Here is a 19,729-nt window from a genome sequence, read left to right as displayed (position 1 = left end):
TCCCTCCACCACAGGGGTGTCGGAGACATCACCGACACCAGTCACGTCGACCGGACCAGCGGGGTAGTCGGCCGGGACTGGCAGGGTCGCTTCGAACGATCCGTCATCACCGGCGATGACCTCGACCAAGATCGGATCATCGCCCTCAACAGCACCAGGGATCGACACCGTGACCGTTTCACCGTTGGCGAAGCCCTCACCCGTGACGACCGTGCTGCCCCCGGCGACGACAGTCGCCGGATCCAGGGTGATCGACGGATCATAAACAACCGCCGGAGCCTCGACCGTGAGCTTTTCCACCACAGGGGTGTCGGAGATGTCGCCCACGACAGTCACGTCGACCGGACCAGCGGGGTAGCCGGCCGGGATCGGCAGGGTCGCCTCGAAGGTCCCGTCGTCACCGGTTACGACCTGGACGGTGATCGGATCGTCGCCCTCAACAGCGCCAGGGATCGAGACCGTGACGGTCTCGCCGTTGGCGAAGCCCTCACCCGTGACCACCGTGGAACCACCGGCGACGACAGTCGCGGGGTCCAGGGTGATCGACGGGTCATAGACGACCGCGGGCGCCTGGACCGTGAGGTCAGCGGTGGCCACCGTGTCCGACACCGGACCCGAAGCCGAAATCTCGACCGGACCAGCGGGGTAGTCGGCCGGGAGCGGCAGAGCAACCTCGAAGGTCCCGTCGTCACCGGTTACGACCTGGACGGTGATCGGATCGTCGCCCTCAACAGCACCAGGGATAGACACCGTGACGGTCTCGCCGTTGGCGAAGCCCTCACCCGTGACCACCGTGCTGCCACCAGCGACGACAGTCGCGGGGTCCAGGGTGATCGACGGAGCATAGACGACCGCCGTGACCGTGAGACCGGCCGTCGCCGGCACGTCGGACTCGGCACCGAGAGCAACCACGTTGATCAATCCGACAGGGTACGAGGCGGGAATCGGGAGGTCGACGTCGATCGTGCCGTCGGCAGTCGCGGTGGTCGAGACACTCGAACCGGCCTGGCCGTTGATGCTCGGCACGCTGACCGTGACCTGCTCGTTCGGCGCGAAGCCGGAGCCCGTAACCGTCGTCGACGTGCCTGCTGATACCGTCGACGGCTCGAGGGTGATCGTCGGATCGTAGATAGGCGCGACGAAGGCCGTGCCACGAACGGTCGAGGAGGCGAGATCGACGGTGGCGATGGGCGTCAGCGGCAGGAGGGTCACCTCTGCGGCCCGAACCGTCGCGGTCCCGGTACCCAGGTCCCCGATCTCGGGTTGAACGTTGGCCCGGATGCGCACAACGCTTTCGACGATGCCCAGGATGGGCGAGACGACGACCGTCGGAAGACCGACGGCAACGGCGTCGAGCGTCGACGTCACGAGAGCGAGCGCCGGCTCGACGGTTCCACTGAGCACACCGTCGACGGCGAGGTTGGCCAGCGCATTCACGTCGAGGAGGAGCAGAACGGCTCCCGTGACGCCGGACGTTGACACAGTGATGTCGTCGAGGGTTCCGCCCAGCGCGACATTCACGACGACGTCGGGCAGGAGCGGCAGATCGACGGTCACCGCTACGGTCCCGGTCACCTCGAGCGACCGCACCGTCCTGATGAGGTCCGCCTGCACCTGGTCGACGGCCTCGCTCAAGGTGAGGAGGATGGCCTGCCCGATGTACTGGCCGAAGACTCCGCTGAGGAGTGGCGTGTTCGGCGGAAGGTCATTCAGGTCGACGCCGTTCGCGGCCAGGACGGCTTCGACGTCGACGGACACCTGCCCGGACCGGAGATCCAGAACGACCCCTGGCGTCCTGGTCGATGTGAATTCCGTGGGAAGGAGACTCTGAAGGTCCGGCTCCTCGACATCGACGGTCGCAGCTGCCGTCGCCACATTGAGCACGTTCAGGCGCGCGCCGAGGGCAGTCTCCAGCAGACTCTCCACCCGATTCACCGTCGTCTGCAGGGTTGCGACCGTTCCTGACACCGTTGCGGCGACCAGCGGACTCGTCAGGTCGAGCGTTGCGTCGGCGATCGCGTAGTCGCGGACCACGGGGCCGCCCTGGACCTGGGAGGCAGAGGAAGCGAGGGCGCCGAGGTCGATGTCGAGCTGGGATACCACGCCATTCGCAGCCGGAAGGGTGGCCAGCAGCGGAGTGAGCGTGAGGGCGGCATTCGCCGGAGGGGTGCCTGGAGCTCCGACGGAGATGGCCCCCTGATCGTTGACGGCTCCCGAAGCCGCGAGGGCGTCTCCGTTGTCTGTGGCCTGGGCGTACTGCGACACCGCGCCCAGCTCGATCAGTCCACCGGGGCCGAAGAGCTGCAGCGAGGAACCGACATCGACGCCGAGACTGCTGAGCACCTCCGCGGACAGGGGATTCGCGGTCGGGCCGACGGGCGGGACTCCGCTGGGGTTCTGCTCGAGAGCGCCCCGGATCTCCGCGATCGAATCCAGGTCGATCGTCAGGGTTTCCCCTCCGAGGAACTTGCCGAGTGCCTCGGACCGGTCGGTCGGAGCAGCCGCGGCGCCCGAAGCAGCTCCCATGACCATGGCGGCCGCTAGGCTTCCGGCCAGGAAACCCCTGAGGGTCCCCGGATATGACCTGCTTCTGAACATGTACTCCCCCTGCAACGCGGTGAACCGAGACCGTCCACCGCCTCGCGGGGACCGTGCTAGAGGCTATGCAGGCAGCTCGCCAGTGCGGGCCAGCCCCCGGGCGATGCCCGTCCGGCTTCCCCGCCAGTGCCGGAAGCCGAAGCGCCGGGCGGCGGTGGCGCATCGGACCGGAGCGCACCCACCGATCGTCCATCGAGGCCGCGCTCATCGGGCGCGGAGGTCTAGGCGTGGGCGGAGACCTGCTGGCGGCCTGAACGCCTAGCCTTCCTGTGCCGGCAGGTCTCAGCCGGTCCCGCGCTACCCGAGGACGTCCCGTGAACACCGCCACCCATACAGCCACCCCGATGAAACACGACGATGGGCCCGGCAGCTCGGGTCCTTCTGCGCATCCGGCCCGTCGACGTCTTCGCGCAGTCCTGGCGGGCGGCCTGGTCCTCGGAGTAGGTGCCGCCGTCACGCTGGCCGCCTGGAACGATTCCGAGTTCGCCATCGGGTCTTTCGCCGCCGGACAGTTCGATCTGGTCGGCAGCACCGATGGCACCAGCTTCACCGACCATGCGACGGCGGACACGGCTGCACCGCTCGGCTTCACCGTGAACCCCACGAATCTGGCACCGGGCGACGTCGTGTTCGCTCCGTTCGCCGTCGCCCTCGAGGAGGCGGCCACCTATGCAGCCGCCGTCACGGTCTCCGCCGGGCCGGTGGCGGGATCCCTGTCCGGAGTCACGTACGAACTCCTCCGGACCTCCACTTTCGGCTGCACCGCCGACACCACGGGGACGTCCCTCGTACCAGCCGGCACAGCGCTGGGCACCGTATCCGCGGATACCACCTTCGATCTGGCCGAACCCGCGGGCGGGCTCGCTCCGGTCAACCTCTGCTTCAAGGTGACGGCCGGCGCGATCACGCAGGGCGCCGATGGATCCGCCGTGTGGGAGTTCGCGGCAGTCTCTCAGTCCTGACGTGGGCGCACATAGCCGCCGGCCCGTCCCGCGACGGGATCGGTCCCGACTCCGCCGGATCCGCGCGGTCCTGGCGGGCGCCCTCGTCCTGGGCATCGGGGGGTCGGTGACCCTCGCCTCGTGGACGGACACGGAGTACGCATCCGGCTCCTTCACCGCGAGCAGGTTCTCCCTCGAATCGACGGTCTCGAGCCCGTACTCGGTGGCCGGGCCGTGGACGGTGAACGAGACCGCCCCCGGTGCCACCCTCGCGTTCAACGCCACGGGCCTGTATCCGGGCAGCACGGTGTACGCGCCGATCGCACTGAGGACGCAGACGGGATCCACAGCTGGGACGACGTCGCTCGGCGCCGCCGCGGTGACCGGCACGGGACCTGCCCCGCTCCTGGGCGCCGCGCTGGTCTACCGGGCGGTCCGGGCGGATACGTGTGACGCGTCGGCCTTCGTGGCCGGCGCCACCTTCCTCGTCGGATCGGACACCGTCCGACAACCGCTCACCACCGGTCAGGCCGCGGGTGCCTCGACGGTTCTCCCGGCCGCCACCGCCACCGGCCCGGGCCCGAGCGTCCGCTTCTGCTTCGAGGTGGCCCTGCCCGCGGGTGCGAGCAACCTGCTGCAGGGCAAGGCGGCGACCGCCGTATGGCAGTTCTCGGCGACCTCGACGCCATGATGCGGCACCTGCGCGAGGTCCTGCTGAACCTGACCGCCGTGGGCGGCGCGGTGTGCATCCTCCTGGTGGTCGCCGCTCTGGCATTCGACATCACGCTCATCATGTTCCGGACCGGGTCGATGAGCCCGACCATCCCCGCGGGCTCCGTCGCAGTGGTGAGGGAGATCTCTGCAGCGGAGATCCAGGCCGACGACGTCGTGACGGTCGACCGCCGGGGCAACCTCCCGATCACGCATCGCGTGACCTCGGTGGCGGACACCGGCGGGCCGGCGCGCACCATCACGATGCGGGGTGACGCGAATGCCTCCGACGACCCGGCGCCCTACACCGTGGACACCGTTCGGCGTGTGCTCTGGTCCGCCCCGGGACTGGCCCCCGTGATCGTCCGCCTGTCGGAACCGCCCGTCCTCGCGGGGATCACGCTGGCAGTTGCCGGACTCGTGACCTGGGGGAGTTGGCCGCCGTCGGCTGCGCGGCACCGCAGCTCGACACACGGCCCGTCCGACCTCCCACGCGCAGGCCGGAACCGGCGTTCGGGATGAGGACCGACATCACCGGGCGGCCGCGGCGCAGAGACGGAGCCGCACTCCGCGGCCGCGTGGGCGTCGGTCTCGCGGCCCTGCTCCTGGTCGCGTCCACCCCCGTCCCAGCCGTCACGGACGCCGGATGGTCGGTGGGCAGTTTCACCGGCGGGACCGTCGTGGCAGCCGTGGTGCCACCACCGGTCATCGCTGCGTGCACCCTGCGCAGGGAAGGCCTCCTCAACACGGTGACCGGGGTCATCGTCACCTGGCGCCTCCCGCCGGGGTTCACCCTCATCGAGGCCCAGCTCTTCCGCGTGACCAGCGGACTGGCGCTCGAGCCGGTCACGGGCTTCAGCCTGGGCACCATCAACACCGTCACCGGTGCCGACGGGACGGTCACCACGACCATCCCCACCACCCTGCTGGGCAGCCTCCTCACGCTCGGTTCCTCCACCCGGTTCACCTTCCAGGTGCAGCGCAGCGGATGGACGGCGCGGGCAGACGTCCTCGTGACGTCGGATCTGCTCGGCATCTCGGGGTGCCGCCCGGCCTGATCCCGCCCGATCCGGACTCAGCATCGACGCAAGGAAGAGGCGCCCGATCCGCTAATTTTCCGGTCCGATCAGCGAAAAGGGGTCTCCTGGGTGGCTATCGGTCGGCGGATCGGATATCCCTTGACTGTGGCGCGGAGGGTGTTGGGTCCGACGCGTCGCTGCACAAGTGGTGGACAGGCCACTGTCTCTGGGGGAAGGTCTCATCCGTGGCAACACAGACGCTCCGCGTGCACCTGGTCGACGACGACTACCTGGTGCGGCTCGGCATGGAACGCTTGTTCGAAGGGCTGGAGCACATCGAGCTCGAGTCCGTCAGTTCGACCGGCGACGCCGCCATCAGCGAAGCGGTGAAGCTCGCTCCCGACCTGGTGCTGATGGAGACGATGGTGCGCGATGTGGACGGCGTCCAGGCCGTCCACCGGATCACCTCGCAGATGCCGCAGGTGAAGGTGGCGATGCTCTCCTCCTCCGCGTCGTACGACCTGATGTGTGATGCCTATCGCGCGGGCGCCGTCAGCTACCTCTCCAAGTACTCGGTGTCCTCGGACCTCGGAGCCGCCCTCCGCCTGATCCACCGCGGCGAGAGCATCTTCTCCATGCCGCCCGACCTCCAGCGGTTCCCGCTTCCCGCGGAGCCGGCGGACTCGTTCGAGATCCAGCTGATCAGGCGCCTGCCGGCCCGCGACCGGGCCATCCTCTCGGCACTGACCGCAGGCCGGACGAACGCGCAGATCGCGGGATCGCTGCATGTCAGCGAAGCCACCGTGAAGGCCCAGATCACCAAGGTCATGGCGAAGCTCAACGTCAGCGGCCGGGTGCAGCTCGCCGTCCTCGCCGTCCGGGCCGGAGTCGCGGACCTCTAGCACCGGTCCGCGCGGTCGGCCATAGCGAGCGCATCGGCCAGCGGGAGTCGCCCGCCGGTTATGGCGGTCCGCCGCCCATCGGCTTAGCCTTCAGGTACGCGTTGCGCATCCAGGGGGAATGCCGGCGCGACAAGCGGCGTCACGCTGGTGACGCAGCACCGTGACGACTCGAGCCAGTTGGGATCCATGAACGAGATCGACGCCGCCCTGTATCCGGGAACGGACCTCCTCCGCTCCCCGGACTTCCGCCGCTCCGCCTGTGACGAGGACTTCCAGTCAGCACTCGAGGCGCGGATGCTGGTGGACACGGCCATCGGGATCGTCATGGGGAAGCACGACTGCGACCGAGACCGCGCCCTGACCTATCTGCAGAGCACCGCGCGCACCTTCGACGTGACGGTCCTGGAGCTGGCGCGCGGTCTCGTGTCCGCCTCGGGCCGCCGCTAGGAACCGTCCCCCTCCTCCTCGGCGCAGGCGCTCCCGTCCCGTCCCGTCCCGTCCCGTCGAATGATGACCTTGACTGCCCCGTGAGGTCGTGGCACTCTTCTACAACGATGTAGACAACGATGTAAACGGGTTCGCGGACCGTCGCGCCCGTCCTCTTCCCATCGAAAGGACCACGTGATGATGACGTCACGTCCCACCCTCTGGTCGCGCCCCGCCAGTATCGTCGCCGTTCTGGCGCTCGCCCTGACCGGCGCCGCGTTGCCCGCCTCCGCAGGCCCGAAGGATCCTCCCGCTCAGGCCTCCCTCACCCGGCAGTCGGCTGCGGGCAGCCTCGATGACCTCGTGGGCGGCAAGTCCGTGGTCGGTGAGACCACCCCCGTCCACGACCCCGCCCTGATCATCGACGACGACGGCACCTGGTACGTCTACTCCACAGGGCTGCTCGCCCGCGAGAACGGCGGAACCATCCAGATCTGGTCCTCCGAGGACGAGGGCACCACCTGGCAGTACTCCGGTACCGTCTGGGACGAGATCCCCGGCTGGATCGACGAGCGCTACTCCGACGGCGCCCTGCCCGAGAACCTGTGGGCCCCCGAGATCTACGAGAACGACGGCACCTACTACCTCTACTACTCGGCCTCCCGGTTCGGCACCAACGATTCGCTCACGGCACTCGCGACCAACACCACACTCGACCCGGAGGACCCGGACTACGCCTGGGTGGACCAGGGCGTCGTCGTCGAATCCTCTGCCACGGGAATCGATCCCGCCAACCCGGACAAGACCTTCAATGCCATCGACGCGGGGATCGTCGAGGACGAGGACGGCAGGCCCTGGATGTCCATCGGGTCCTTCTGGTACGGCATCTTCCTGATCCCGCTCGAGTGGCCGAGCGGCAAGCCCGTGGAGGACTGGCAGTCGCAGACGGTCAACCTCGCGGACCGCTTCATCCCCGGCAACCCGATCGAAGCGCCGTACATCACCCACCGCGACGGCTACTACTACCTCTTCACATCCTTCGACTTCTGCTGCCGTGGCGCCGACTCCACCTACAAGATCGCCGTGGGCCGCTCGGAGTCCATCACGGGACCCTTTCTGGACAGGGAGGGCCGGGACATGGTCGGTGGGGGTGGCACCGTCCTGATGAAATCGCACGGGGCCATGAACGGACTCGGCGGCCAGTCCGTGTTCGGGGACTACCTCGCGTTCCACTACTACGACCGGAACAATGCGGCGGCACCCTACATCCCGACGCTCGGGCTGCAGAAGATGGGCTGGGAGGACGGCTGGCCCACGGTGGACCAGACCGTCGAGGTGCCGGAACTCGCGTCCCTGCCGGCCGACGTCGCCGTCCGGGACGGCCACAAGGCCCGCCTCGCGGCGAGCGCTGTCGGCACGCCCGAACCCGTGGCCGTCTGGGAGAGCTCCGACGACGACGGCGTGACCTGGCGTCCCGCGGACGTCACGCAGCGTGCGGAGCGCGACGACGACGGCACGTACACCTCGACGGCCGAGGTGAAGAAGGCGCGCACCGCCGACGACGGACGCCTGTTCCGGGTGACCTTCTCGAACGCCCACGGAGCGGTCACCACCGAGCCGGTGGAACTGACCGTCGAGGCGAAGCCCGGCAAGGGCCGGACCTAGACTCCTGCGGCGCCCGCATGACGGGCGTCGCAGGCACCAGGCTCGGTGGATCGGCGGTGGCGCGATACCCCGCTGATGCACCGACACCGAGGGAGCCCGGTTGCGGGAGTGGCCGCGACCGGGCTCCCGCATGGCGGAGCCCCGCCTGCCGGACGGGTCAGCGCGTCCTGCGCTCCTGCACCCGCCGGGCGAGACGACCGAGGGCCTTGGGCACGGGCGAGGCCAGCACGGTCCGCGTCCGGGCGATAGCCGCGTTCCACACGCCGTCGTTGTGGGTGGGGTAAGGGTGCGTCACGCCGGCCACGGCGGTCGCCGACAGCTTCCGCTGCACGGCGAGGCACACCTCGCCGAGGGACTCCCCGGCGCGCGGGCCCACGATGGTCCCGCCGATGACCCGCCCCCGCCGGTCGAAGGCGAGACGTGTGAAGCCCTCCATCCGTTGCTCCGTCACCGCCCGGTCCAGGTGGGTGTGGTGCACGGCCTGCTCGATCCCGCCCTTCCCGGTGGGAGCACCGACCGCGGCGATCTCGGGATCGGTGAACGTGACGCGCGGCGGCTCGATCCGGCTCACCGTGCGGAGCGGCCCGAGGATCGCGTTTCCCGCGGCGATGCTCGCGTGGACACCGGCCGTATGGGTGTACTTCGGGTGGTCCGTCACGTCTCCCGAGGCCCAGAATCCCGGCCGCGACGTCCGCAGGTGACGGTCCGTCACGACGTATCCGGCGCCGTCGAGCTCCACCCCCGCTTGCTCCAGCCCGAAGCCGCGGCTGCGTGGCGTGCGCCCGGCGGCCGCGAGGAGGTGCGTGAACGCGAGGTCCTCGCCCGACGTCGTCGTCAGCAGGCCGCCCTCGGTCCCGCCGTCCCCTGCGCCGTCCCCGGTGCCTCGGACGGAGACCGCACCGTGCTCGAGCAGGATGCGGACGCCGTCCTCCTCCAGCGCCGCACGGAGCACGGCCGAGGCCTCTGGGTCCTCCCGCGGCAGGAGGCGCTTCCCGCGGTGCACGACGGTCACGTCCGAGCCGAGCCGGGCGAAGGCCTGGGCCAGCTCGCATCCCACCGGCCCTCCTCCGATGATCACGAGCCTGGCCGGGAGGACCGCGAGGTCCCAGAGGTTCTCGTTCGTGAGCACGTGCACACCGTCGATCCCCGGCAGGTCCGGGAGGGCGGGGGCGGACCCGGTGGCGACCAGCACGTGGCGGGCGCGGATGGTCCGCACACCGACCCGGAGGCTGCCGTCGGGCAGGACCTGAGCCCGGCCGGGAACCACCTCGACCCCGGCCCGTCCGAGGGCCTCGGGTGAGTCGACGGGCTCGATGTGCGCGATGGCCTGCCGGACGTGCTGCATGACGCGGGCGAAGTCCACCGTCACGCCTCCCACGTCGACACCGTACCGGGAAGCCCGCCGTGCCTGGGCCGCAGCGGAGGCGGCCGCGAGCAGCGCCTTCGACGGCACGCACCCCGTGTAGAGGCAGTCACCCCCGGTCCTCTCCTCCTCGACCAGCACCACGCGTGCGCCGAGTCCGGCGGCGGTCTGTGCACCCACGAGCCCGGCGGTGCCTCCGCCGATCACCGCGAGATCGACGTCGTGCGCTGCGGGGGAAGGTGTGAGAGCCATGGTGGTGCCTCTCGGGGTCGGGGTGCTACGGGAGCCGGGGGTCGGGCGGTGTCGCGGCCGGCGGCCATGAGGAGCGGGCGTCCAGGCAGGCGGCGAGGACGTCGGCGGCATCGGACACCAGGCCGTCGACGCCGAGGTCCAGCAGCCGGTCCATGTCCTCCCGGTTGTTGATCGTCCAGACATGCACCTGCAGGCCGCCGGCGTGGCACGCCGCGACGAACCGGCGGGTCACCACGCGGATGCCCCGGTAGGTCTCCGGGACCTGAAGCGCCTGCACCCCGGCACGGCGCGCGACCACCCCGACGAGCCCGACCGGCGCCAGCAGCTTCGCCAGCGCGTTCACGAGCATGCCCGCGGAGGACGCCGCCGGCCTGGCGAGGAGCCGCAGCACGCGCCGGCGGCGGCGGTCGGAGAAGGACGCCAGGAGGACGCGGTCGTGCGCCTCCAGGCGATCGACGAGCTCGGCGACGGGACGGATGCAGTCATCGCTCTTGACGTCGATGTTCAGGCGGAGCTCCGGCCAGCGTACGAGGACCTCCTCGAGCGTCGGGATGCTCCCATGTCCCTGGACCCGGAGCTCACGAAGTTCCTCGGCCGTGCGACCAGCGATCGGGCCGTGGGCGCCCGTCACCCGGTCCAGGTGCTCGTCGTGGAAGACCATGACCACGCCGTCCAGGGACGCCCGGACGTCGATCTCGAGGTAGGCGAATCCCAGGGCGACAGACCGCTCGAAGGCGGCGAGCGTGTTCTCGCCGCCGTCGGGCGCGAAGCCGCGGTGTGAGAGGGCGATCGGCCGGGGCCGTCCGGTGGGTCCGGGCGGAATGTCGAGGTAGGGGTAGCGGCGGCGCTCAGGCCGTCCCGAGTGCCGCAAGCCTCTCCTCCAGCACCTGGGCCACGCCGTCCTCGTCGAACGGTGGTGCCACCAGGTTGGCCGCTGCCAGCGCGTCGGGGTGCCCGGAGGCCATGGCATAGCCGGAACCGGCCCAGTCGAGCATCTGGATGTCGTTGGGCATATCCCCGAACGCGACGACGTCCGCCGCGTCGATGCCGCGCTCGGCTGCGTACCGGGCGAGCGTGACGGACTTGTTGATCTCGGGTACGGCCATCTCGAGCAGGGCGACGGTCGGCGCGGAGTGCGTCGTCGAGACCAGGTGGGCGACGGCCGGCCGGACTGCGGCGAGGAAGGCGTCCGGTGAGATGTCCTTCTCGCGGGCCAGGAACTTCACGACCTGCTCGCCCGGCAGCGACTCCTCGAAGGGCTGGGCCGTGATACCGCCGAGGAGCTCCGAGGTGGCCTCGTCCGCGAAGCCCGTCTCCACCTTGAAGCCGGAGACGGTCTCCGCGGCGAAGGTCGCGGCGGGGAAGAGCCCGCGGATGATGTCCCGCGCGGAGTAGATGTCCTCCGGGTCCAGCAGGGTCGCCTCGAGGACGCGCTCGCCCTCGAGATCGTAGGTGAGCGCGCCGTTCGAGCAGATCACGGTCCCCGTGTGGCCGAGCTGATCCCTGAGGGGCTGCAGCCACCGGGGCGGCCGCCCGGTCACGAAGACGACATCGACCCCCGACTCCGCACAGGCCCGGAACGCACGGATGGTGCGTTCGCTCATTCTGCCGTCGTGTCCCACGACGGTCCCGTCCATGTCGCTCGCCACGAGGCGCATCGGTGACTCCTTCGGTTCTGCTTCCACCCTACCGGCGCGGAGGGGACCCGTTCCCGGCCGTCCGCCGGTGGCGACCGACGGGCGGGACGGCCGCTCCCGGCGTCGTCCCCGCTCGTCCGGGGAAGACGGCCGCTACTGCTCGAACGTGCCGATCAGCCGGGCACGACCGATGGCGTGCGAGAACAGGGTGAAGCCGAGGTACGCCGGCGTCGCGTCGGCGGAGATCTCGAGCGTCTCGACGTCCACCGCGTGCACCACCACGTGGTAGTGGTGCGGACCGTGACCGGCGGGAGGTGCCGCACCCACGAAGCCCGCGAACCCGCCGTCGTTCCTCAGCTGCACGGCGCCCTCGGGCAGCAGGCCGGATCCGTCCGTGCCGGCACCGCCAGGGAGGGACGTGGTGCTCAGGGGCAGGTCGGCCACTGCCCAGTGCCAGAAACCGCTGGCGGTCGGGGCGTCGGGGTCGTAGACGGTGACGGCGAAGCTCTTCGTGCCCTCGGGGAAGCCGCTCCAGCTGAGCTGCGGGGACCGGTCCTCGCCGCCCGCGCCCATCATGCCGGACGCCTGTGCCGCGTCGAGGGACGCGTTGTGCGTGATGTCCTCGCTCGTGAGCTCGAAGTCGGGTACCTGCGGAAGGTCTGCGTAGGGGTCGCGGGTCATCGCTGTGCTCCTCTGGTGATCGGTCGGGTGGTGGGCCGCCTCCGGCTCAGGGCTGCGCCATCTCGTGCCGCGAGGGCGGGTTCGCGCCCGCTCGTGACACGGTGATCGCAGCGGCCCGAGCCGCGTACTGCAGCATGCCGGTGAGCTGCCCGAGGTTCATTCGTCGCAGCTCGTCCCGGCGATGGGCGCCGTCGAGCTCGAGGTCCACGAGCGCCCCCAGCAGCGCCGCCATGAAGGAATCCCCCGCACCCACGCTGTCCACCACGCTCGTCGACGGCGCCGGCACCGAGACCTCGCCGGCGCGGCACACGCCCCATGGTCCCTTCGAGCCCCGGGTCACGACGACGACGGCGGCGCCGGTCTCCAGCCACGCCCGGGCCGATGCCTCGGGCGTCCGGCCGGGGTAGAGCCAGGCGAGGTCCTCGTCGGAGGCCTTCACGACGTCGGCGAGCGCCACGAAGGCCTCGGCGTGCTCGCGCGCGACGTCGGCGTCGCGGATGATGGTCGGCCTGCAGTTGGGGTCGTAGGTCACCGTGACCAGCGGGTGCGCCGCGGTGACCAGTGCCAGGACGTCCGCGGCGCCGGGCGCGAGCATCGTGGCGATGGACCCGGTGTGCAGCAGGCTCGTCCCGTCGAGCAGGCTGTCCTTCCGGTCCGCGAGTCCCGGCAGGTCCCAGACGAGCTGGAAGTCGTAGGATGCACCGCCCGCGGGATCGAGCCGGGCGGTGGCGACGCTGGTGGGGTGGGCATCCGGGCCGACAGGGAAAGGCACCGAGTTGTCGCGGAGGTGCTGCTGGATCATCCGGCCGTACTCGTCGTCACCGAATCGCCCCACGAACTGGGCGGGGTGGCCGAGCCTGGCGAGACCCACCGCCACGTTCATGGGACTGCCGCCGACGTGCGCGCGCATGGAGGCGGTGTCGCTGACGACTTCGTCGATGAGGGTTTCCCCGATCACGGTGAGCACGGATTCAACGTACCAGCCACGGCGCGCGCGCCGCCCGGAGTTCCTGAATCACCCGTGGGGCCTCCCGGACCCGGCCCCTGATCCTTGGCACACTGGAACTCCTTCCCCTCCACCCGGTCCGCCCCGGCGGACCACGTCCAGGACACCGATGACACAGACGACACGGACCCCCACTGCCGCACGCCCCGACGGCGGCGTCCGGCCTCCCGCGCCGCGCCCGGGCCGCCTGCGCTCCCTCGTCGGGGCGGAGGGTCCGCACTCCACCCGGAACGCCAGGAACCTGCTCGTCACCACCACCTTCTCCCTCGTCGCGATCGGCCTGACGATGGTGCTCTCGGCGTCGTCGGTGGAGCTCGTCGCCGTCGGGAGGTCGCCCTTCGACACCTTCGGCAAGCAGCTCATGTGGACGGGCATCGGCAGCGTGGCGCTCGTCGTCTGCGCCCTCGTCCCGCTCCGTGCGTACCGCCGGCTGGCGTGGCCCATCCTGCTGGGTTCCTTCGCGGTGTCACTCCTGGTCTTCACGCCGCTCGGCTACGAGGTGCAGGGCAACCGGAACTGGATCCGCATCGCGGGCCTGACCGTGCAGCCTTCCGAGTTCCTGAAACTCAGCATCGTGATCTGGGGAGGTGCGGTACTCGCACGGAAGGAGAAGCTGCTCGGCAGCTGGAAACACCTGTTCATCCCGGTGGCTCCCGGCGCGTTCATCGGGATCTGTCTCGTGATCGCGGGCAAGGACCTCGGTACCGCGATGATCCTGGCCCTCGTCGCCGCGGCCCTGTTCTTCTTCGCCGGCGCCAGTCCGAAGCTCTTCATCGGCGGGATCGTCCTCGGCACCATCGGCGTGGCACTCGCCGTCGTCTCCAGCCCCAACCGCATGAGCCGCATCAGTGCGTGGCTCGATCCGGCGGCGGAGGGTACGGCGGAGGGGCTCGGCTACCAGAGCGCCCAGGCCCTGTACGGCCTGGCGGGCGGTGGCGTGTTCGGCGTCGGGGTCGGGCAGAGCCGCCAAAAGGTCAGCTGGATACCGGAGGCGCACAACGACTTCGTGTTCGCCATCCTCGGCGAGGAACTGGGGCTCGTGGGCGCGCTGATCGTCATCCTGCTCTTCGCCGTGCTCGCCTACTCGATCGTCCGGATCTCGAAGCTCTCCGGCGACCTCTTCGTCACCTATCTGTGCGGGGGGATCCTCGTATGGATCGTGGGGCAGGCCATCCTCAACATCGCCGTGGTCACGGGGATGATCCCGGTGATCGGCGTACCGCTGCCCTTCATCTCCTACGGCGGCTCCTCGATGGTGGCCGTGCTCGCCGCCGTGGGCGTGCTCATCTCCTGCTCCCGGGCGACGGACCGCCGGGCGGCGCGCGGTCCTGCCTGAGGCGGGTCGGGCTAGTCCGTCCTGGCCCGCAGTACCCGCTGCGTCGCCGGGATCGGCTTCCCGCGGAACCGCCGGACGCTGTAGGCGATGAGCGCGAGGGCGATCACGGAGGACGCGACGAGGCTGATGCCCGTCCCCGATCCACCGAACAGCCACCACTTGTCCTCGAAGGACCACCACGTCGGGACGGGCACCTGAAGGATCCACACGACGCCGAGGCTCATGATCACGAGGGCACTGGCGCAGCTGGCCGCGATGCGGGGGATGGTCTTCACGCCCAGGGCTGCGGCATGGAACGCGTTCGCCTTCAGTGGCTTCAGGTAGCGGCGGGCCCAGTGGTACTGCTGCGACAGGACGGCGAGCCCCGCGGCGAGGAGCAGCAGGCCCGGCCCGGGCAGCACGAGCGCGGCGATCCCGAGTACCACGAGGGTCCAGCCGACCACCTCGATCACGGTGCGGCGGACCCAGCCCGGGACCCGCTCTTTCGCTGCCATGGACACAGGATGACACAGGTAGCTGGGCGCTGACGACGGACAGCAGGCTGCCTAACCGGCACCACCCCCGCCAGGCGAACAGCACGGGAACAATCGGCGATATACATGCGTTTGCATGGACATACCGGCGCTCGTCGACCGGCCCGAACCAAGGAGGACAGTGTGACTGCTCGAACCGAAGGTCTTCACCACGTCACCGCGATCGCCGGTGACCCGCAGAAGAACATCGACTTCTACATCAGGGGGCTGGGGCTGCGGCTGGTCAAGAAGACCGTCAACTTCGACGATCCCGGCACCTACCACCTCTACTACGGCGACGAGTCCGGCCGGCCCGGTTCGCTCCTCACCTTCTTCCCCTGGCAGGGGATCCGCAGCGGACGCGTGGGCAGCGGGCAGTCGACCACCACGGCGTTCTCCGTGCCGCAGGGCACGCTCGGCTGGTGGCAGGAGCACTTCAAGGCCATCGACGTCGAGTCGACCATCTCGCGGGCCTCGTCGGAGGAGGAGCGTCTCTCCCTGCGTGACCCGGACGGCCTCCAGATCGACCTCGTCGCCTCCTCCCTCGCGGATCCGCGCGATCCCTGGGACTCGAAGTCCGTCCCGGCCGAGTACGCCGTGCGCGGCCAGCACTCGTCGGTCCTGACGGTCCAGGACCCCACGGGCACGCTCGAGACGCTCACGACTGACCTCGGGATGAGGATCCTGTCCGAGAAGGACGGCCGCTACCGCCTCAGCACCCACGACGGCGAGCCCGGGACCGTCGTCGACGTCGTCACCGATACCCGCAGCGAGCGCGGCCTCGTGGCCGGCGGCACCGTCCACCACATCGCCTTCCGCGTTCCCGACCAGGCGACGCAGGAGGTGTGGCGCCAGGAGCTGGCCGAGCGCGGCTACGGCGTGACGGCCATCCTCGACCGCCAGTACTTCACCTCGATCTACTTCCGCGAACCCGGGGGGACGCTGCTGGAGATCGCCACCGACACACCGGGGTTCGACATCGACGAACCGCTGCTGGAACTGGGGCGCTCCCTCAAGCTCCCGCCGTGGCTCGAGCCCAATCGCGAGGCCATCTCGCACGCCGTCGCGAAGATCGACCTGCCCGGCGAGAACAACCCCGCCGTCCAGGCCTTCTTCAAGTAGGAGGATCCATGACCACGACCCACGCCTGGCCGCACCTGTTCCACGAGGGAGCGGCAGACACCCCGGTGCTGCTGCTCCTGCACGGAACGGGCGGCACGGAACACGATCTCCTGCCCCTCGCCGAGCGCCTCGCGCCCGGCGCGGGGTATCTCGCCCCGCGCGGACCCGTCCGGGAACACGGCATGAACCGGTGGTTCCGCCGCTTCGGCGAAGGGGTCTTCGACATCGACGACGTCGTGCTGCGCGCCGGCGAGCTCGCAGCGTTCATCAGCTGGGCCCGCGAGCACTACGCGCTCGGGGACCGGAGGCTCATCGCCGTCGGCTTCTCCAACGGTGCGAACATCGCGCTCGCCACGGCCCTGCTCCACCCGGGAATGGTGGCCGACGCCGTCGCGTTCTCAGGGATGTACCCGCTGGAGGGACGCAGCATCGACACGGACCTGTCCGGATCGTCGATCGCCCTCTTCAACGGCTCGGCAGACGCCATGGCACCCCTGGACAGTGCGGTCCGCGTGGGATCGATCCTCGAGAGCCGCGGCGCCGAAGTACGCCGGAACGTCCGCGAAGGCGGGCACGGCATCCACCCCACCGAGGTCGACGGCGCAGCCGCCTGGATCACCTCGCTCACCCGGAAGGTCACCCATGACTGAAGCACCCAGCGCCCTGTCAGCGAAGGCCGCGACACTCGCACGCCTGCACTCCGCCCCCGAGATCCTGCAGGTGGTCAACGTGTGGGACGTGATCAGTGCGAAGACCATCGCGGACATCCCGGGAACCACGGCCCTGGCGACGGCCAGCCACTCCATCGCGGCCTCACTCGGCTACGAGGACGGCGAGAACATCCCCGTGGAGGAGATGATCGCCGCCGTCGGCCGGATCGCTTCAGCCACGGACCTGCCGGTCTCGGCGGACCTGGAATCGGGTTACGGCGATCCCGGGGACACCGTCCGCCGGGCCATCGGCGTCGGGATCGTGGGCGCGAACATCGAGGACCAGATGCGTCCCCTCGCCGACGCCGTCGCGCAGATGGACGCCGTCATCGCGGCCGGTCGCGCCGAGGGCATCGACTTCGTGCTGAACGCCCGCACGGATGCCTTCGTGAAGGCCGGCGACCGCGACCCCGCCGAGGTCCTGGCCGACGCCGTCGAGCGCGGCAAGGCCTACCTCGCGGTCGGTGCCACGAACGTCTTCGTGCCCGGGCTCCTGGACGAGCACGCCGTGACGACGCTCGTGCAGGCCTTCGGACCCCAGCGGCTCAGCGTCATCAACGTGCCGGGGAGCCTCGCTCCGTCACGCCTGCAGGAGCTCGGTGTCGCCCGGATCTCCTACGGCCCGTGGACGCAGCGCGTCGCACTGACCGCCCTCGCGAACTCCGCGCGCGAACTGCTCGCCGACGGTCAGCTGCCCGAGGGCACGCTCCCGCTCAACTAGGGCGGAGGTCCCGCAGGACCCCGGTCCGCCTCCACCGGCGGGCCGGGGTCCTGCTGTCCCTCAGGTCCGCGCCAGCTGCGCGACGACGGCGTCCCACGCCTTCGAGCCCGGGGTGATGATCGCGAAGTGGTCCCCCGGGACCATGACGAGGTCCGCGCTCCCGCCCGCCGCCGTCGCCGCATGGACGTAGGCCTCCGACTGACTGGGCGGCACCGTGGTGTCCTTCCTGCCGTGGACGGCGACCACGGGCACGGGAAGCGGGACCGCCGACATCGGATCGGCGAGGCGGTAGCGCTCCGTGTCCTCCGGCTCGCCGAGCAGGTTCTCGACCGCGCCGTCGCTGAGGCCGAGGTCCCGGGCGGCGGCGAGGTCGAGCACCCCGGCCTGGCTGACGACGGCGGTGAGCGGGACCGTCGGTGTCCCCGCTCCGGGCGCACCCGCGGGAAGTCCCGCGCGCCCCGCCGCCCAGACCGCGAGGTGACCGCCGGCGGAATGGCCGAGGGCCGTCGTCGAACCCAGGTCCAATCCGTGCTCCGATGCCGCGACCGCGAGATGGTCGATCCCCGCCGCGACGTCGTCGAACGTCTCCGGCCAGCCGCCGCCGTTCCCCGCGCGGCGGTACTCCAGGTTCCAGCATGCGTAGCCGCGCGTCACCAGGTCCTGGGCCAGCGGCTCGCCCAGCTCGGCGCCGTAGGTGGAACGCCAGTATCCGCCGTGGATGATGACGATCACCCCGGTCACCGCGGCACCGTCAGCCGGGAGGTAGAGGTCGGCGAACTGGCTCGGATCACTCCCGTACGCGAAGCGCTGCGCAGTGACCGGGGGGATCTTCGGCCCGTTCCTGATGCCGCAGGCGGCGAGGACGCCCGCGGCGGCGGCCGCCAGGAGGGCGAGGACGGAGCGACGCCCCACAGGATCAACCGGATGCACAGGCGACAGCGTAACGGTCGGCCGGGTTGGCTACGATGAAGACTCCCTCGGAAAGGCATGGTGCATGGGCGCATGGGATGATCTCGACGAGCGGCTACGGCCCGGGGTCGAGGCGCATACGCGCGAGTTCGAACGCGTGCGGCCTGCCCTGGACCGGGTCACCACCGCCATGCGGGACAGCATCGCGGCCATCTTCGAGGGCACCGACCTCAAGCCGCTGTTCGTCACGGCGCGCACCAAGACGGTCGAGTCCTTCCGCGACAAGGCCTCGCGGACCCTGCCCTCGCCCGAGGTCGGTGCACCGCCGACCCTGGTGTTCCCGGATCCGATGCGCAACCTCACGGACCTCGTGGGCGTGCGGATCATCACCACCCTCCCGCACGAGGTGGACCTCGCCGCGAACCTGCTCAAGCGCCAGCGCAACGAATTCGACTGCCGCGGTGACCGGGAGAAGGACATCGGCTCCATCGAGTCCGGCACGTACGGGTACTCGAGCCGCCACCTCATCATGCGCACCATCCACAATGACGTGGTGCGGGCCTTCCAGCAGGCCGTGGACCCCGAGACGAAGGCCGCCGGCAGCTACCTCTTCGAGGTGCAGGTCCGCACGGTCCTGGCCCACGCCTGGTCCGAGATCGAGCACGACATCCGGTTCAAGGCCTCCAATCCGAAGGCGTGGAGCCCGTACTTCGACCGGCAGTTCACGGGCACGGCGGCCATGCTGGAGACCGTCGAATCCGCGTTCGCGGAACTGCACGAGCGCTACGAGACGGTGACCGGGTTCTGGGACGAGGACGGTGAGGGCAGCGCGCCCCTGACCCCGAACCGGATCCGCGACATCTGGCAGACCCTGCTCCCCCACGTGGACAGGAAATCGGACGACAACTGGGGGTGGGCGGCCGAACTCCTTGCCGCGCACGGACTGCGCACCACACTGGAACTCGTCGCGCTGCTGCAGGCGGACACCATCACGACGGTGCGGAAGGCCCTCGACCACCGGTACTCCCCGGGCCCGGACCGCCTCCTGGACGACATGCTGCTGTGGCACTACGGCGAGCGCCACATCGAGCTCACTGCGGAGCCGAAGGACGCCGAGAGCACCTCCCGCCGCGACAGCCTGCAGCGCAGGCACCGGCAGATGGAGATCTACCGGGCGCAGCACCCGGGCGGTTAGGGCTCTGCCGTCGCAGGGGATCG

General features: G+C 70.2%; 20 protein-coding genes. 12 read left to right on the top strand and 8 right to left on the bottom strand.

The window, feature by feature from the left end; all coding sequences use genetic code 11:
- A partial coding sequence (locus FNH21_RS08220; protein WP_191931716.1) for a choice-of-anchor G family protein occupies positions 1–2,526 on the bottom strand: 2,526 nt, incomplete at its 3' end.
- 416 nt (positions 2,527–2,942) lie between these two features.
- Between FNH21_RS08220 and FNH21_RS08215 the strand changes: the two genes are divergently transcribed.
- The 7 genes from FNH21_RS08215 (at position 2,943) to FNH21_RS08185 (ending at position 8,262) form a co-directional block, all read left to right on the top strand.
- Positions 2,943–3,560: a SipW-dependent-type signal peptide-containing protein gene (locus tag FNH21_RS08215; protein ID WP_152813680.1), complete on the top strand. Its 618-nt coding sequence runs from the start codon at positions 2,943–2,945 to the stop codon at positions 3,558–3,560.
- A gap of 1 nt (position 3,561) precedes the next feature.
- Complete coding sequence (locus FNH21_RS08210; protein ID WP_191931715.1) at positions 3,562–4,230, top strand: SipW-dependent-type signal peptide-containing protein; 669 nt, start codon at positions 3,562–3,564, stop codon at positions 4,228–4,230.
- Complete coding sequence (locus FNH21_RS08205) at positions 4,200–4,772, top strand: signal peptidase I (RefSeq protein ID WP_152813677.1); 573 nt, start codon at positions 4,200–4,202, stop codon at positions 4,770–4,772. Before FNH21_RS08210 ends, FNH21_RS08205 begins: the two co-directional genes overlap by 31 nt.
- Positions 4,769–5,308, top strand: a complete 540-nt coding sequence (locus tag FNH21_RS08200; protein WP_191931714.1) for a hypothetical protein — start codon at positions 4,769–4,771, stop codon at positions 5,306–5,308. Before FNH21_RS08205 ends, FNH21_RS08200 begins: the two co-directional genes overlap by 4 nt.
- A gap of 206 nt (positions 5,309–5,514) precedes the next feature.
- Positions 5,515–6,171, top strand: coding sequence for a response regulator (locus FNH21_RS17285; protein WP_191931713.1), 657 nt, complete (start codon positions 5,515–5,517; stop codon positions 6,169–6,171).
- Between the two features lie 186 nt (positions 6,172–6,357).
- Positions 6,358–6,618 (top strand): ANTAR domain-containing protein, encoded by a 261-nt coding sequence (locus FNH21_RS08190; RefSeq protein ID WP_206687035.1) that lies wholly within the window; start codon positions 6,358–6,360, stop codon positions 6,616–6,618.
- Between the two features lie 177 nt (positions 6,619–6,795).
- Positions 6,796–8,262 (top strand): glycoside hydrolase family 43 protein, encoded by a 1,467-nt coding sequence (locus FNH21_RS08185; RefSeq protein WP_241742767.1) that lies wholly within the window; start codon positions 6,796–6,798, stop codon positions 8,260–8,262.
- Between the two features lie 157 nt (positions 8,263–8,419).
- Here the strand turns inward: FNH21_RS08185 and FNH21_RS08180 are convergent, their stop codons facing one another.
- From FNH21_RS08180 to FNH21_RS08160, 5 genes are all read right to left on the bottom strand, one after another.
- Positions 8,420–9,877 carry a dihydrolipoyl dehydrogenase family protein gene (locus tag FNH21_RS08180; protein ID WP_152813671.1) on the bottom strand — a complete coding sequence of 486 codons (1,458 nt, stop codon included), beginning with the start codon at positions 9,875–9,877 and terminating at the stop codon, positions 8,420–8,422.
- A gap of 25 nt (positions 9,878–9,902) precedes the next feature.
- A complete protein-coding gene (locus tag FNH21_RS08175) occupies positions 9,903–10,748 on the bottom strand; it encodes a glycerophosphodiester phosphodiesterase family protein (protein WP_191931765.1) in 846 nt (281 codons plus the stop codon).
- Positions 10,726–11,535, bottom strand: a complete 810-nt coding sequence (locus FNH21_RS08170; RefSeq protein ID WP_152813668.1) for an HAD family hydrolase — start codon at positions 11,533–11,535, stop codon at positions 10,726–10,728. The genes FNH21_RS08175 and FNH21_RS08170 overlap by 23 nt, the downstream gene beginning before the upstream one ends.
- 132 nt (positions 11,536–11,667) lie before the next feature.
- Positions 11,668–12,195, bottom strand: coding sequence for a YbhB/YbcL family Raf kinase inhibitor-like protein (locus FNH21_RS08165; RefSeq protein ID WP_152813666.1), 528 nt, complete (start codon positions 12,193–12,195; stop codon positions 11,668–11,670).
- Positions 12,196–12,241: 46 nt separating this feature from the next.
- Positions 12,242–13,162 (bottom strand): PfkB family carbohydrate kinase, encoded by a 921-nt coding sequence (locus tag FNH21_RS08160; protein ID WP_191931712.1) that lies wholly within the window; start codon positions 13,160–13,162, stop codon positions 12,242–12,244.
- Between the two features lie 148 nt (positions 13,163–13,310).
- On the opposite strand from FNH21_RS08160, the gene ftsW reads away from it, so the two are divergent.
- Positions 13,311–14,537, top strand: a complete 1,227-nt coding sequence (gene ftsW, locus FNH21_RS08155; protein WP_191931711.1) for a putative lipid II flippase FtsW — start codon at positions 13,311–13,313, stop codon at positions 14,535–14,537.
- A gap of 11 nt (positions 14,538–14,548) precedes the next feature.
- Here ftsW and FNH21_RS08150 read toward each other — a convergent pair whose 3' ends face one another.
- Positions 14,549–15,031, bottom strand: coding sequence for a PGPGW domain-containing protein (locus tag FNH21_RS08150; protein WP_152813660.1), 483 nt, complete (start codon positions 15,029–15,031; stop codon positions 14,549–14,551).
- A 162-nt stretch (positions 15,032–15,193) separates the two neighbouring features.
- On the opposite strand from FNH21_RS08150, the gene FNH21_RS08145 reads away from it, so the two are divergent.
- From FNH21_RS08145 to FNH21_RS08135, 3 genes are read left to right on the top strand one after another with little or no spacing between them, the layout of a single operon-like run.
- Positions 15,194–16,171: a VOC family protein gene (locus tag FNH21_RS08145; protein ID WP_191931710.1), complete on the top strand. Its 978-nt coding sequence runs from the start codon at positions 15,194–15,196 to the stop codon at positions 16,169–16,171.
- Between the two features lie 8 nt (positions 16,172–16,179).
- Positions 16,180–16,821: an alpha/beta hydrolase gene (locus tag FNH21_RS08140; RefSeq protein WP_152813656.1), complete on the top strand. Its 642-nt coding sequence runs from the start codon at positions 16,180–16,182 to the stop codon at positions 16,819–16,821.
- Positions 16,814–17,602 (top strand): isocitrate lyase/PEP mutase family protein, encoded by a 789-nt coding sequence (locus FNH21_RS08135; RefSeq protein WP_152813655.1) that lies wholly within the window; start codon positions 16,814–16,816, stop codon positions 17,600–17,602. Before FNH21_RS08140 ends, FNH21_RS08135 begins: the two co-directional genes overlap by 8 nt.
- A gap of 60 nt (positions 17,603–17,662) precedes the next feature.
- Here FNH21_RS08135 and FNH21_RS08130 read toward each other — a convergent pair whose 3' ends face one another.
- Positions 17,663–18,448, bottom strand: a complete 786-nt coding sequence (locus FNH21_RS08130) for an alpha/beta hydrolase (protein ID WP_422108761.1) — start codon at positions 18,446–18,448, stop codon at positions 17,663–17,665.
- A 148-nt stretch (positions 18,449–18,596) separates the two neighbouring features.
- Here FNH21_RS08130 and FNH21_RS08125 point away from each other — a divergent pair, with 148 nt between their 5' ends.
- Positions 18,597–19,706 (top strand): GTP pyrophosphokinase, encoded by a 1,110-nt coding sequence (locus FNH21_RS08125; protein ID WP_152813653.1) that lies wholly within the window; start codon positions 18,597–18,599, stop codon positions 19,704–19,706.
- Positions 19,707–19,729: the final 23 nt, after the last annotated feature.

The sequence above is a fragment of the Arthrobacter bussei genome, from assembly GCF_009377195.2.
GTDB lineage: Bacteria > Actinomycetota > Actinomycetes > Actinomycetales > Micrococcaceae > Arthrobacter_D > Arthrobacter_D bussei.
This window is presented reverse-complemented; position numbering and strand designations above follow the sequence as displayed.

What these genes read in the sequence shown, in the direction of transcription:
- FNH21_RS08150 (WP_152813660.1), bottom strand. Translation starts at nt 15,031, where the DNA reads ATGGCAGCGAAAGAGCGGGTCCCGGGCTGGGTCCGCCGCACCGTGATC.
- FNH21_RS08200 (WP_191931714.1), top strand. Translation starts at nt 4,769, where the DNA reads ATGAGGACCGACATCACCGGGCGGCCGCGGCGCAGAGACGGAGCCGCA.
- FNH21_RS08135 (WP_152813655.1), top strand. Translation starts at nt 16,814, where the DNA reads ATGACTGAAGCACCCAGCGCCCTGTCAGCGAAGGCCGCGACACTCGCA.
- FNH21_RS08190 (WP_206687035.1), top strand. Translation starts at nt 6,358, where the DNA reads ATGAACGAGATCGACGCCGCCCTGTATCCGGGAACGGACCTCCTCCGC.
- FNH21_RS08215 (WP_152813680.1), top strand. Translation starts at nt 2,943, where the DNA reads ATGAAACACGACGATGGGCCCGGCAGCTCGGGTCCTTCTGCGCATCCG.
- FNH21_RS08165 (WP_152813666.1), bottom strand. Translation starts at nt 12,195, where the DNA reads ATGACCCGCGACCCCTACGCAGACCTTCCGCAGGTACCCGACTTCGAG.
- FNH21_RS08170 (WP_152813668.1), bottom strand. Translation starts at nt 11,535, where the DNA reads ATGCGCCTCGTGGCGAGCGACATGGACGGGACCGTCGTGGGACACGAC.
- FNH21_RS08205 (WP_152813677.1), top strand. Translation starts at nt 4,200, where the DNA reads ATGGCAGTTCTCGGCGACCTCGACGCCATGATGCGGCACCTGCGCGAG.
- ftsW (WP_191931711.1), top strand. Translation starts at nt 13,311, where the DNA reads ATGACACAGACGACACGGACCCCCACTGCCGCACGCCCCGACGGCGGC.
- FNH21_RS08125 (WP_152813653.1), top strand. Translation starts at nt 18,597, where the DNA reads ATGGGCGCATGGGATGATCTCGACGAGCGGCTACGGCCCGGGGTCGAG.
- FNH21_RS08185 (WP_241742767.1), top strand. Translation starts at nt 6,796, where the DNA reads ATGATGACGTCACGTCCCACCCTCTGGTCGCGCCCCGCCAGTATCGTC.
- FNH21_RS08140 (WP_152813656.1), top strand. Translation starts at nt 16,180, where the DNA reads ATGACCACGACCCACGCCTGGCCGCACCTGTTCCACGAGGGAGCGGCA.
- FNH21_RS08180 (WP_152813671.1), bottom strand. Translation starts at nt 9,877, where the DNA reads ATGGCTCTCACACCTTCCCCCGCAGCGCACGACGTCGATCTCGCGGTG.